13 protein-coding genes are annotated in these 13,114 nt (G+C 59.5%); 4 read left to right on the top strand and 9 right to left on the bottom strand.

What is annotated here, in order from left to right; translation table 11 throughout:
* Positions 1-24: 24 nt before the first annotated feature.
* The 5 genes from ACI514_RS19105 to ACI514_RS19085 form a co-directional block, all read right to left on the bottom strand.
* Complete coding sequence (locus ACI514_RS19105; protein WP_159815007.1) at positions 25-807, bottom strand: transporter substrate-binding domain-containing protein; 783 nt, start codon at positions 805-807, stop codon at positions 25-27.
* A 223-nt stretch (positions 808-1,030) separates the two neighbouring features.
* Positions 1,031-2,719 carry an ATP-dependent DNA ligase gene (locus tag ACI514_RS19100; protein ID WP_405122211.1) on the bottom strand — a complete coding sequence of 563 codons (1,689 nt, stop codon included), beginning with the start codon at positions 2,717-2,719 and terminating at the stop codon, positions 1,031-1,033.
* Positions 2,716-3,750, bottom strand: a complete 1,035-nt coding sequence (locus ACI514_RS19095) for a ligase-associated DNA damage response exonuclease (protein ID WP_405122210.1) — start codon at positions 3,748-3,750, stop codon at positions 2,716-2,718. Before ACI514_RS19095 ends, ACI514_RS19100 begins: the two co-directional genes overlap by 4 nt.
* A 297-nt stretch (positions 3,751-4,047) precedes the next feature.
* Positions 4,048-6,498 (bottom strand): penicillin acylase family protein, encoded by a 2,451-nt coding sequence (locus ACI514_RS19090; protein WP_405122209.1) that lies wholly within the window; start codon positions 6,496-6,498, stop codon positions 4,048-4,050.
* A 191-nt stretch (positions 6,499-6,689) separates the two neighbouring features.
* Entirely contained in the window at positions 6,690-7,334 is a 645-nt protein-coding gene (locus ACI514_RS19085) for a glutathione binding-like protein (protein WP_405122208.1), read from the bottom strand.
* Between the two features lie 146 nt (positions 7,335-7,480).
* Between ACI514_RS19085 and ACI514_RS19080 the strand changes: the two genes are divergently transcribed.
* Positions 7,481-8,038 carry a cysteine hydrolase family protein gene (locus ACI514_RS19080; RefSeq protein ID WP_405124231.1) on the top strand — a complete coding sequence of 186 codons (558 nt, stop codon included), beginning with the start codon at positions 7,481-7,483 and terminating at the stop codon, positions 8,036-8,038.
* Positions 8,039-8,318: 280 nt separating this feature from the next.
* Here ACI514_RS19080 and ACI514_RS19075 read toward each other — a convergent pair whose 3' ends face one another.
* Both ACI514_RS19075 and ACI514_RS19070 read right to left on the bottom strand, forming a co-directional pair.
* Positions 8,319-8,522: an SEC-C metal-binding domain-containing protein gene (locus ACI514_RS19075; protein ID WP_003198420.1), complete on the bottom strand. Its 204-nt coding sequence runs from the start codon at positions 8,520-8,522 to the stop codon at positions 8,319-8,321.
* Entirely contained in the window at positions 8,519-9,013 is a 495-nt protein-coding gene (locus tag ACI514_RS19070; RefSeq protein ID WP_405122207.1) for an LEA type 2 family protein, read from the bottom strand. The genes ACI514_RS19075 and ACI514_RS19070 overlap by 4 nt, the downstream gene beginning before the upstream one ends.
* Positions 9,014-9,342: 329 nt before the next feature.
* Here ACI514_RS19070 and ACI514_RS19065 point away from each other — a divergent pair, with 329 nt between their 5' ends.
* Positions 9,343-10,338: an IS110 family transposase gene (locus tag ACI514_RS19065; RefSeq protein ID WP_405122206.1), complete on the top strand. Its 996-nt coding sequence runs from the start codon at positions 9,343-9,345 to the stop codon at positions 10,336-10,338.
* A 79-nt stretch (positions 10,339-10,417) separates the two neighbouring features.
* Here the strand turns inward: ACI514_RS19065 and ACI514_RS19060 are convergent, their stop codons facing one another.
* Complete coding sequence (locus tag ACI514_RS19060) at positions 10,418-10,894, bottom strand: YchJ family protein (RefSeq protein ID WP_405122205.1); 477 nt, start codon at positions 10,892-10,894, stop codon at positions 10,418-10,420.
* A gap of 4 nt (positions 10,895-10,898) precedes the next feature.
* Positions 10,899-11,396, bottom strand: a complete 498-nt coding sequence (locus ACI514_RS19055; protein WP_160056369.1) for a DUF6231 family protein — start codon at positions 11,394-11,396, stop codon at positions 10,899-10,901.
* 199 nt (positions 11,397-11,595) lie between these two features.
* Here ACI514_RS19055 and ACI514_RS19050 point away from each other — a divergent pair, with 199 nt between their 5' ends.
* Both ACI514_RS19050 and ACI514_RS19045 read left to right on the top strand, forming a co-directional pair.
* Positions 11,596-12,291 (top strand): OmpA family protein, encoded by a 696-nt coding sequence (locus tag ACI514_RS19050; protein WP_160056371.1) that lies wholly within the window; start codon positions 11,596-11,598, stop codon positions 12,289-12,291.
* Between the two features lie 91 nt (positions 12,292-12,382).
* A complete protein-coding gene (locus ACI514_RS19045) occupies positions 12,383-13,105 on the top strand; it encodes an OmpA family protein (protein WP_160056373.1) in 723 nt (240 codons plus the stop codon).
* The last annotated feature ends 9 nt before the right edge of the window (positions 13,106-13,114 follow it).

Raw genomic sequence — 13,114 nt, 5'->3', positions numbered from 1 at the left:
CCATCGAGGATGGGCGCCGGGGCATTATTTGCCGCTGTACAGATTCAGATCGCCAAAGTGTTTCTTTTGAATCTCGGCGTATTTGCCGTCATCGTGTAACGCTTTGATACCTTTATCTAAAAGCGCTTTCAGCTCAGTGTTACCTTTCTTAATACCGACAGCGGTTTTGGCCGGCAGCAATTCGTTGTCGACTGGCTTGCTGACGTCATAGTCGGCGCCCTGTGGCGACTTCAAAAAGCCCAGTTCGGCTTGCAGCATGTCCTGGATGCCCGCGTCGAGACGGCCGGAAGTCAGGTCGGAGTACACCTGATCCTGGTTCTGATAGGCCTGGGTTTTCACACCGGCCTTGTCCAGCACGGCTTTGGCGTAGGCTTCCTGAATGGTGCCTTGCTCGTAGCCGACGGTTTTGCCCTTGAGGGACGCGACGTCTGCGGTGATGCCGGAACCTTTCTTGAACACATAAGCGGTCGGGCCGGAGAACAGTTCGCTGGAGAAGTCGATGACCTTTTCGCGGGCCGGGGTCACGGTCATCGACGAGATCACACCGTCGAATTTGTTGGCCTTGAGGCCCGGAATCATGCCGTCGAAGTCACTTTCGACCCACTTGCACTTGACCTTCAGTTCGGCGCAGATCGCGTTGCCCAGGTCGATGTCGAAGCCCACCAGGCTGCCGTCGGCCGCTTTCGACTCAAACGGTGCGTACGAAGGGTCAACGCCAAAGCGCAGCTCTTTGTATTCCTTGGCCAGCGCGGAGCCAGCGGCCATGCACAACGCCAGTGCAGAAAGGGTCAGCAATGCTTTTTTCATTATTCAATCCCTAAGAACCAATATGAGCGCTTGTGGCGCAGAATTATTGTTACTGGAACGCGTACGACCTATAGAAAGTAGCAATTTCCGAACCAGAGTCCCGAACAAGTGTTTTAAAAGGTTGGGCGGGGAGGGGCGAGGGGAACTGAGTGCACGGAAATGGGCATTGCACAAAGCGTGCACCGATTTGTGGCCGCGTCATGTGTTGTGCCGGGAAAAGGGGTCAGGCCAGCAGGTCCTGCAAAGTGGCCAAGCTATCCGCTTCATCCACGGTCTTGTCCTGTCGCCAGCGCAGCATTCGCGGAAACCGCACGGCAATCCCGCTCTTGTGTCGGCGTGACAGGGCAATACCTTCGAAGCCCAGTTCAAACACCAGACTCGGCTTCACACTGCTGACCGGGCCAAATTTCTCCACCGTGGTCTTGCGCACAATGCTGTCGACCTGACGCATTTCCTCATCGGTCAGCCCCGAATACGCCTTGGCAAACGGCACCAGCGCGCGCTGACTCGAATCGGGCGGGCCGTCCCACACGGCAAAGGTGTAATCGCTGTACAGACTGGCCCGCCGGCCATGCCCGCGCTGGGCGTAAATCAGCACCGCATCGACGCTGAACGGATCGACTTTCCACTTCCACCAAACGCCCATGTCCTTGGTTCGCCCCACGCCATACAGCGAATCCCGCGCCTTGAGCATCATTCCCTCGACACCCAGTCGCCGCGAAGACTCGCGTTGGCGGGCGAGGTCGAACCAATCAGTGCCGGTCAGCACCGGTGAGGCCAGCAGCACCGGGCTGTTGCAGCGCGCAATGACCGCTTCCAGTTGCGCCCGACGTTTCGCTTGCGGCTGGTTGCGCCAGTCTTCGCCCTGCCATTCGAGCAAGTCGTAGGCGAGTACCACCACCGGCACCTCTTCGAGGATTTTCTTGTCGAGAGTCTTGCGGCCAATGCGTTGTTGCAGCAGAGCGAAGGGCTGCACGGCCGGCGGCTCGGTCGATTGCGGATCGAATGCGTCTTCAGTGCGCGGATGCGTGCTTTTCCACACAACGATTTCGCCGTCGATCACCGTACCGTCGGGCAAGCCGTGTACCAGCACATCCAATTCGGGAAAACGCTCGGTCACCAGTTCTTCGCCCCGCGACCAGATCCACAGCCGGCCTTCACGCTTGACCACTTGTGCGCGGATGCCATCCCATTTCCATTCAATCTGCCAGTCGCTGGCCGAACCAATCAGGGCTTCGAATTCTTCCACCGGTTGCGACAAGGCATGGGCGAGGAAGAACGGGTACGGTTGACCGCCGCGCTGGGCATGTTCATCGCTGGATTCCGGGGCGATCAGTTTCAGGTAGCTGGCGGCGCTCGGTCGGTTCGACAGATCGGTGTAACCCACCAAACGCTGCGCCACGCGTTTGCTGTCCAGCCCGGCCATCGACGCCAAGGCACGGGTGACCAGCAGTTTCGAGACGCCAACGCGGAAACTGCCGGTGATCAGTTTGATGCACAGCATCAGGCTTGATCGATCCAGTTGCGCCCACAGGGCCGGCAGTTGTCGGCTTAAGAACTCCGGAGTTTCACCACGCAGCGGCAGCAGTTTTTCTTCGATCCATTCGGCGAGACCGGCGTCAGAGCTGTACCGGTTTTCCGCGAGCACCAGCGAAATGGTTTCCGCGAGGTCGCCGACTGCTTGATAGCTTTCCTCGAACAACCACGGCTCCAGGCCTGAAATCTCGACAGCCAGTTCGCGCAGGATTCTCACCGGCACCAGTTGCCGGGGGCGGCCACCGGAGAGAAAGTACACCGCCCACGCGGCGTCATGCGGTTCAGCCTGGGCGAAGTAAGTCTGCATCGCCGCCAGTTTGGCGTTGCTTGACGTGGTCGCGTCGAGTTCGGCGTACAACTCGGCGAATGCTTTCATGCTGGCAGCTCGGCGATGGTCGGTTCGGTGGCGATGTTTTCTTCTTCGTCATCGCCGTATTCGGTATTGAAACCCTGGGCATCCAGGCCTTTTTCACGCAGATGCCGCACGAGCACGCCGATCGCACCATGGGTGACCATCACCCGTTCCGCGCCGGTCTGCTCGATGGCCCACAACAGACCGGGCCAATCGGCGTGATCGGAGAGCACGAAACCACGATCGACACCGCGCCGCCGGCGCGTGCCACGCAAACGCATCCAGCCGCTGGCGAATGCGTCGCTGAACTCGCCAAAACGGCGCATCCAGGTGCTGCCTCCGGCTGAAGGAGGGGCGATGACCAAGGCTTGGCGCATGATCGGGTCGCTTTTTTTCACGTCGCCGGCGTAGATCGTCGGCGGCAAATACACGCCGGCCTCGCGGTAGACCCGGTTGAGCGGCTCGACCGCGCCGTGGCTGAGGATCGGGCCGAGGCTTTCGTCGATGCCGTGGAGAATCCGCTGAGCCTTGCCGAACGAGTAGCAGAACAACACGCTGGCCTTGCCGGCCGCGATGTTCGCTGCCCACCATTGATTGATCTCGCCGAACACCTGCGCCTGCGGCTGCCAGCGATAGATCGGCAGGCCGAAGGTCGATTCGGTAATGAACGTGTGGCAGCGCACCGGTTCGAACGGGGCGCAGGTGCCGTCGGGTTCGATCTTGTAATCCCCTGACGCGACCCAGACTTCGCCGCCGTATTCCAAACGCACTTGCGCCGAACCGAGCACGTGACCGGCGGGATGAAAACTCAAGGTGACGCCGTGATGGGTCAGGCGTTGGCCGTAGGCGAGGGTTTGCAGATTGATGTCTTGCCCGAGTCGCGCGCGCAGAATCCCTTCGCTGGCGCTGCTGGACAGGTAATGCTGGTTGCCGGTGCGGGCGTGATCGCCGTGGGCATGGGTGATCACCGAGCGCTCGACGGGGCGCCAGGGGTCAATATAGAAATCCCCGGCGGGGCAATAGAGACCTTCGGGGCGGGCGATAACAAGGTCCATGTCGTTACCAGGAATGGGGGGCTTGTTAGCTATGAGGCTGGCGCGTGTCCGGAAGTTCTATCGACTTTGAAGAGCAACCCTCACCCCAGCCCTCTCCCAGAGGGAGAGGGGGCCGACCGAGGCGTCTGGCGAGTGACATCGACCTGAAAAACCGCGCCGATTATGGATTCGGCAACGCGCGAACCGAGTTAACTCCGGATTCGGTACAACTCCTTCAGGTCGGCGTAGACCTGCAGCAACCCCCAATCAGTCCCCTCTCCCTCAGGGAGAGGGTTAGGGGGGCTTTTGACGTTCAGCTTATTTGCCAGGAGTAAGGGTCAAACGAGTTTTGCCGTAGACCCGGTCAAAATTCTGCGGCTGCATCGGCAAACCGATGTACTGCCCCTTCAACCACGCATCAATGCCATTGAGGTAATGCGGACTCACCGGGTTCCCCGATTGCCCCGTACCGTTCTGCCCCATCAGTGGCTCAGCCTGGCCGAAGTCGACGATAAAGCGCATCGACGGCGCGCGCGAGGTTGTGAAGTCCTGACCCCAAGGGAACGCTGCAGTGTTCAACGTCGTGTGATCGCCACCGGCCGCCAGCGGCCCGCGCACGGTCTGGCCATTGCTGTTTTTCCACGTATAACTGTGCAACTTGCCCCACTGCCAGGCGCGGTGATCGCCGCCCAACTGACTGTCGCCAGCGTTGATCGCTGCGGCAAAGCTGCGGGCAAGAATCACCGCTTTGTCTTCTTTCTGCGGCGTGCGGATGTCGTCCCAGAACGGGCTGTCTTCACGCTCCAACAGATGATCGGCCTGCGCCGCGTAAGACAAATCACCATTGGCGATAAACGCTTTCCACGCCGGGCTCGATTCCGGGCCAAGCTCATCGAGGAAGATCTGCTTCATGCTTTCCTGCAGGAACAACTCATAGATCGCCGCATCCGCCGAGGTCGGGCTGAGCTTGCCATCGAATGCCATCAACCGCGTGAACGCTTCGCGCGCCTTGCTGCGATCCGCTTCCGGCAAGGCATCGATCGCCTGTTTCAGCGGCTGCTTCATGCCTGGCGCGTCGAAGACTTTCTTCAACTTGGCGGCGAAGGTGGTGGTCTGGTCGTATTGCATGGCGATCACGCTGCGGCTGTCGTGTTTGCCGCTGCCAGCCAGCTCCGCCAGACGTTCGCCACGCTCCGGTGCGGCCCACGAGTTCGACAACTGCATGCCGTAACCGTGCGGGATCACGCGCTGGTTGGCGGTGCCGAGCCAGCCTTGCGCCGGGTCCTGATCGTACGGGTGCAGCATCGGGTCGGCGTAACCGTCCCAGTCATAACGACCTTCCCAGCCCGGCGACGGCAGCAAACCTTCGCCTTCTCGACGGTTGGGGAAGCGCCCGGTGACTTGCCAGCCAATATTGCTCGCATCAGCGAACACCAGATTCAGGGCGATGGCGCGGATTTCCCGGCTGGCATCCGAGGCACGTTCAACTGTTTGCGCACGGGTCAGGTCAAAAAACGCATCCAGCGACTTGTCGTCGGTGAAGCTCGGCGTTTGCAGGGCCAGACCGAAACCGCTGCCTTGCGCCGCTGCCTGGGCACTGTTGAGCAACGCGCCGTGGCGGGTTTCATAGACCGCTTCGCGTACCGGTCGCTGACCTTTGACGAAGTAGGTTTCGTTGCGCACGCCCAGCGGTTGCCATTTGCCGTTGACCTCATAGGTCAAACTGCTGCCCTGACGGCGGATTTTTTCCAGGAACAGATCCTGGTTGTCGCCGAGCACGCTGGTCATGCTCCACGCCACTTTGCCGTTGAAACCACCGAGGACCATCGGCAAACCGGCCACGGTAACGCCGGCGGCCTGATATTTCGGTGCGCGGATCTGCACAAAACTCCACAGCGACGGCGCGGCGAGCGGGCCATGGGCGTCGCTGGCCAGCAGGCTCTTGCCGCTGCGGCTGCGTTGCGGGGCGATCGCCCAGTTGTTTGAAGACGAGGTGCCGAGCAGGTTCAGCGCCGACAGTTGCTGGCTGGCGCTGCTCAGCTCGGTCAGCCCCGGGATCTGCCCGTTGAGCTTGAGGCCTTGCAGCTTGTCGGCCTCGGCCAGTGGCAGGTTCTCGTCGGGGGCGGACGGCGTCAGCCAGGCGAGTTTGTCGCTGGTGACGGTTTGCGCGAGCACCAGCGAGGAAATCTCTTCCGGCAGGTTGGCCGACTGGCTGAAATTCAGAAGGGCGAAAATCAGCGCCGAGTCTTCCGGTTTCCAGTACTCAGGCTTGTAGCCGCTGGAGGCGAGGTCGCCCGGCAACTTGTCGGCGTAGCGGAACAGGTAGGCGTTGACGCCCCGCGCATAGACTTCGAAGAAGCGCTTGAGGCGTGGCGACGAGGCTTTATACAGCTCGTCGGCGCTTTTCTTCAGATTGACCGCGCGCATGTAGCGGTCGGCATCGAGCATCGACGCGCCGGACATTTCCGCCAGACGGCCCTGAGCGAGCAGGCGCAGGGTGACCATCTGGTTGATGCGGTCGCTGGCGTGCACATAGCCGAGGCTGAACAGCGCGTCGTGGAAAGTATGACTTTCGATCAACGGCATGCCCATGGCATTGCGTCGTACCGACACGTTCTGCGCCAGGCCCTTGAGCGGTTGCACGCCGGAGGTCGGCGGGAGGGTGTCCTGAGCGTTCCAGGTCTGGCAACCGGACAGGCCCAAAACACCGGCCACTGCTGCGGCAACGCCGAACCGGGGAAGAAAATGAGTAAGGGCTGGCGAGGCCATGGCAAAGCTCCTGCGGGGGGTAGCGTCAGTAAAGGCGCTACGTTAGTGAGCAGGAGGTGGCCGCGCAAGCGGGGGCGGGGGTTATTTGCGTATTTCTGTCGAATGGAAAAGATCGCAGCCTGCGGCAGCTCCTGCATAAGCATGCATTCCCCTGTAGGAGCTGCCGAGGGCGGCGATCTTTTGCCGTTCAATCAAGCCTTCGGTGGATTGATTTTCTGCACCAACGCGTAGGCCTTCACTGTCGCCGGGCGATCCTTGATGTGGTTGAACCAGCGCTGCACATGCGGGAAGTCTTCGAGATTCTGGCTCTGCCATTTGTGCGAGACGATCCACGGATAAATCGCCATGTCGGCAATGCTGTACTCGTTGCCCGCAACGAATTCGTTCTCGGCCAACTGCTTGTTCAACACGCCGTACAACCGTGCGGTCTCGTCGATGTAGCGCTTGATCGCGTAGGGGATTTTCTCCGGCGCGAACTGGCTGAAGTGGTGATTCTGCCCGGCCATCGGCCCGAGGCCACCCATTTGCCAGAACAGCCATTGCAACGCCGTTTGCCGACCGCGCAGGTCTTTGGGCAGAAACTTCCCGGTCTTCTCCGCCAGATACAGCAGGATTGCCCCGGATTCGAACAGCGACAGCGGCTCACCACCATCGGCAGGCGTGTGGTCGACGATGGCCGGGATACGGTTGTTCGGGGCGATTTTCAGAAAGTGTGGCTGGAACTGCTCACCCTGGCTGATATTGATCGGATGGACGTTGTACGGCAGGCCGGCTTCTTCGAGGAACAGGGAGATCTTGTGGCCGTTGGGGGTGGTCCAGTAATACAGGTCGATCATGGAAAACTCCAAAGCTGAAATGGACTTGCGTGCGGACAGCAAACGCCGGCGTCAGGTCGTCCCGTGTGCGTTCGATAGCTTGCTTAACAGGAAGATGTGATGCTGAACTGCGCAGAATTCAATGACCCCGCGTGAGAAAAATCGCCATGGAGCTTCGGGCCAACGCTGCACTGATCATCATCGACCAGCAAAAAGGCATCCTCGAGCCGCGTTTGGGCCGAAGGAATAATCCGCAGGCGGAGGAGCGAATTCTTGATCTGCTGGGGCTGTGGCGGCGTAGCACAAGGCCGGTGATTCATGTGCAACATCTGTCGCGTGAACCGGATTCGGTGTTTTGGCCGGAGCAGGAAGGGGTGGAGTTTCAGGAGAGGTTTTTGCCGCAGGACGGCGAATGGCTGATTCAGAAGCAGGTGCCTGATGCATTTTGTGCCACCGGATTAGAGGCGCGGTTGCGTGAGGCGGGCATCGGGCAGTTGGTCATCGTCGGCGTGGCGACCAATAACTCGGTTGAGTCGACAGCGCGCACGGCGGGGAATCTGGAGTTTGCGGCTTGGGTGGCGGAGGATGCGTGCTTTACCTTCGACAAGGCCGACTATTTCGGCACGTTGCGAACGGCTGAAGAGGTGCACGGGATGTCGCTGGGGAATTTACACGGGGAGTATGCGACGGTGGTCAGTGCTGCACAGATTCTGGTGGCCGGCTGAAATAACTTCGCCGTATACACCGGCCCCTTCGCGAGCAGGCTCGCTCCCACAAGGACCGCGGTGGGCACAAAACCTGTGACCGGCGCAGATCAAATGTAGGAGTGAGCCTGCTCGCGATAGCAGTCTGTCAGACGCCAACGATGTTGCATGTGCCGGCCCTTTCGCGAGCAGGCTCACTCCTACAGGGATTGCATTGCAACTGAAGGAACTCGATTGACTGTGGGAGCGAGCCTGCTCGCGAAGGCGGTGGGTCAGGCGAAGAGGGTCTTCGCCCCAGGCATCACGCGCCGTGGCACTTCTTGAATTTCTTGCCGTTGCCGCATGGGCAAGGGTCGTTGCGGCCGACGTCTTTCAGGGCGTTGCGCACCGGTTCCTGGTGGGCGTGGCCGCAGTTCGGGCCGTGAACATGGCCGTGGTCATGGTCGTGATGATGGTCATGATCGTGGTTGCAGTCAGGGCCATGGACATGAGGTTGCTGGGTCATCGGTGTTGCTCCGGAATTAAATCGGCGGGGATTATCACGCCATTGCGCTCAAGGTGCACGTAGTGGGCGATGAATAAACCGGTTTCCATTTCGCCCTGCAAACGATAGGGAATCTGCTGGTTCGGATTTTTCAGCATTTTCACCACGTCTTTTACCTTCGGCCAGAGGTTGGTGCGGATCGGCACTTTGAAATAGGCGCTGCGCTTGGGCCCGACGGTGAACCAGTGTTCATGCTCGCCCTCAGCCAGCAATATGTCCGCCAGATGAATGCGATATTCCAGCCCGCGCACGGTCAGGTCGCTGTCGTTGGGGTTGTCGATGCGAAAGTGCAGGATGAATTTCTGTTCGAGCAGTTTGGCGCGCACCACTTCGACTTTCACCAGATGCACGGCGGGGTCGACGCTGTCATCGCTGAACCACGACGCGCAACCGCCGAGGTTGAGGACCAGCATCAGAATGAAGCATTGGCAGGTGCGTCGACGACCTAGCATGGTTTAACTCCCTTTGCTGCCAGTCTAGACGCTAAAAGATCGCAGCCTTCGGCAGCTCCTTGTATGTTGCCCTCACACCAGTCAATTGAGATCTAAGCTCGCTGGTGCGGACATACGAAGATGTGTTTCTGGGGGAGACCGATCGCTCCTAAAGGCAGGACTTGCTCCTGACCTTGTCTGTAGAGAGGTCCCCCCGCCTCATTGCCCACCACGAAGAGTATCGAGAAGCCGACAAGTCGGACTTCGCATTACAAGGTTGCAGTGGCATGAAGTTCGAGGTCAGGGGAACCAGGATGCATTTCTAACCCAGTTCACTCGGAGTTGAAAGCATGAGCATGCATGTCGGTTTGGATGTGGGGTCTCGCACGACCGCCATGGGCTGGCGCAACGACGGCCGTTTTGCAGGGGCCTGCAACATCGACCAAACACCCGCCGGGCGCAAAGCAGCGGTCAACAGGTTGCTCAAGCTCAAGCCTTTATCCGTAGTGATGGAGGCCACCGGCATCTATTACCTGGATTTGGCCATGGAGCTCACCGCGGCGGGTTTGCCCGTTTCGGTTATCAACCCGAAGAGCTTTCATAACTTTGCCAAGCTGATGCTGAAAAACAGCAAAACCGATGCGATCGATGCCCAGTTGCTAGCCGAATACGGCGAACGCATGAGCCCAAAATTGTGGACGCCGCCCACGACCATACAGTTGGAACTGCGGGCTATCGGAAGGCATATCAATCGTTTGACGTGTCATCGCACCCGAGCCAAGAACGAGCTGCATGCGCTGAAAGCTACTCAAACAACCGTGAAAATGCTGATTGAAGACGAAGAAGAAGCCATTGAAGCTTTTGACAAGCGAATCGAGCGTTTCAGGCTCGCAGGTCGGGCGCTGATCGACAACTGCCCGACGCTAAGCGCCCAGTTTGGGCACATGATCGCAGCGCCGGGCATGGGCGAAATTTCAGTATTTGCGGCACTGGCTGAATTGACGACCTTGCCAGTGACACTTAAGTCCGCGCAGGTCAGCCGACATGCAGGACTCGATGTGCGGCTTACGCAATCAGGTACCAGCATCGATAAACCTGGGCGGATAAGTAAGGGCGGAAACGCCTACCTACGTTCAGCGATGTACATGCCAGCGCTGACTGCCATACGTTGCGACAGCAACGTGAAAGCCTTTTACGAAGCGTTGATCGGGCGAGGGAAGAGAAAGATGCAGGCTATCGTCGCCGTCATGCGCAAATACCTGACCGGCTTGTGGGCCTGCATGCGAGCCGGCGAAGATTTCAATACGGCCAAGCTTTTTAGCGCAAAAGATCTCGCAAAAGCTTGACCGTGAACAGAGTATCTACAGGGGAAACGCAAATCCTGTGTAGGAGCTGCCGCAGGCTGCGATCTTTTGATCTTCAACATCAGGCGCCGAAATACCCTGCACAGCACTTCTTGAACTTCTGCCCGCTGGCGCACGGGCAGCTGTCATTGCGCCCCAATTTCAATTGCACCGTCGGATCAATGAAGTACCAACGCCCGGCATTCTGCACAAACGATGAGCGTTCGCGATGGCTGTGTTCACCCTGATCGTCGTGCCAGCGCGCAGTAAAGGTGACGAAGGCGTGCTCCGGCTGACCGCCAAAGACTTCCGAACTCTCCACCTCAAGGCCGAGCCAGGTGCTCTGCGCGCTCCAGTTGCTGATCGACTGGCGATCCAGCCCCGTTTGCTGAGCGGGCAGGGTGGTCGCCACAAGGTAATCGATCAAACCCAGCACATACGCGCTGTAGCGCGAACGCATCAAGGCTTCGGCGCACGGCGCCGGATGGCCGTCGTAATAATGGCCGCAGCAGGCCTCCAGCAGATTGCCGCTGCCGCAAGGACAAATGGCTGTACTCATTGCATTACCACCAGTATTTCCCGAAGTTTTCCGGATTGGCCCAGAACCGTGAATTGAGCCAGTCGGGGACTTGTTTGTAGTCAAGCAGATCGTAGGTGAACAGGGTCAGCACTTGATCGTCGCGTTGAAAACGTTCACTGGCTTGCAACGCCAGTGAATAGAAGTCGGTTTCCTGCCAGCCGCTGGCCGACAGGTCTGCCAGCACAGCGATGCGGCTGGCGTTGAGATTGCGAATCCCTCCCAACAGGTTCAGGCCGTCGCGCTTGGGCAAATGTTCCAGACAATCGACCACCAGCGCCAGATCGAAACGCTGTGCCGCCAGTTCGGCAGGCAGTGCGCCCGGCGCGGCATGGGCCACGACGGTGTCTGGATGTGCCTCTTTAAAGGCGCTCAGGGCTGGAAATTCGCTGGCGCCAATCAGCAGCAGACGCGCCGGGGCGTAGCGATCCAGCAAAGCGGCCAACGCCTGTTGCGGCGTGCGGGAAGAAATGGCGACGTTCATCAAAGCTCCTCAATCAGACCGCCAAGACTAGCCTGCCTGACGATGTCGGCAAAGTGCCCGGTTCCGCCAGTTACCGGCGATTGCGCCAAAGTCCTGTGAACACGGTCGCAAACAGGCATGGCCTATTGCTGGCGGAGATTAAAACTCCGGTCTTTACTCCCTGAATCGGTTTTAAGCCGATCCCTCAGGAGAAAACCAGATGAGCATAGTTCGGACAGCATTACCTTTGATTCTGCTAACCAGTGTGTTGACTGGTTGCGCAGGTTTGCAGAAAACCGACTGGCCGACCTGTGCGGCGGTCGGTGGTGTCGTCGGTGCCGGTCTCGGCGCAACCGAAAGTTCGGCATGGGCCGGCTACGGTGCGTTGCTGATCGGTGGCACGGCAGCGGCCTATTGCTGGGTTCACGGTGATGGCGACGAAGACGGCGATGGTGTGCCGGACAGTCGCGACAAGTGCCCGGGCACGCCTAAAGGCGTACAGGTCGACGCTGACGGTTGCCCTCCACCAACGCCTGCACCCGTGGTAGAAGAAGCTGTAGTGGTCAAGGAAGAAACCATTGTTATCCGTGATGTGCACTTCCAGTTCGACAAAGCCACGCTGACCGGCCCTGACAAGCAAGTGCTCGACAAGGTCGCCACCCGCCTGAAACAGGAATCCTCGACGGCGCAACTGACTGTGACCGGTCATACCGATAGTGTGGGCAGCGATGCCTACAACAAAAAACTGTCGGATCGTCGTGCGCACTCGGTGGTGGACTACCTGATCCAGCAAGGTGTGCCACGCGCCAGCTTCGTTTCGGTGTCCGGTCTGGGTGAAAGCCAGCCAGTGGCCGACAACAAAACAGCGGACGGTCGCGCGCAAAACCGTCGTACCGAAATCAAAATCCAGCGTTAAGCCCCTCTCGCATCCGCGCCTTGTGCAGTCGCGGATGCGGGTCTTTACTCCTGTGTAACCGGTATGGGCCGGTGACACAGGAGCTTTCACAATGACTGTTTTCTCAAGGTCCGTCTTGCCGGTGCTGCTGCTAGGCAGTTTGCTCACCGGTTGCGCCACCCACAGCGATGGCACTGCACCCCTCAATCAACGAACATGGCCGATCTGCAGCGTTATCGGCGGACTGGTCGGTGGCGGCCTCGGCGCTATCGAAAGCGCTGGCTGGGCCGGTGGCGGCGCAGCGCTGGGGATTCTTACCGGCGGACTGATCTGTTATGCCCAGGACGGCGATGAAGACGACGACGGCGTGTTCGACCGCCGCGACCGTTGCCCGGACACCCCGGAAAATACCCCGGTCGATCACCGTGGTTGCCCGCTGCCGCAGTACCCGGTCACAGAAAAAGTGCCGGAGCCCGCACCGCAAACTGAAGTCATCACCCTCAGCGATGCCGGCAACGTGTTGTTCGATTTCGACAAGTCCGATCTGACCCCGGCGGCGAAAGCCCAGCTCGATACGCTGATGGACAAGTTGCGCAATGCCGACGTGGTGAGCATCAAGGTTATCGGTCACACCGACAGCAAAGGATCGGATGCGTATAACCAGGCATTGTCGGAACGGCGTGCGAGCAGTGTCGCCGCTTATCTGCTGAGCCAGGGCCTGGCGCCGAACAAACTCACCAGTGAAGGACGTGGCGAGAGTGAGCCGGTTGCCGATAACGCCACCGATGAAGGCCGCGCGCAGAACCGTCGTGTGGAATTGCATATAAATCGTTAGGACGCGTCT

The sequence above is a fragment of the Pseudomonas sp. M20 genome (assembly GCF_045037865.1).
In the GTDB taxonomy this organism is placed as follows: Bacteria; Pseudomonadota; Gammaproteobacteria; order Pseudomonadales; family Pseudomonadaceae; genus Aquipseudomonas.
Note: the sequence above shows the minus strand (reverse complement) of the source record. Positions and strands in the feature narration are given on the sequence as shown.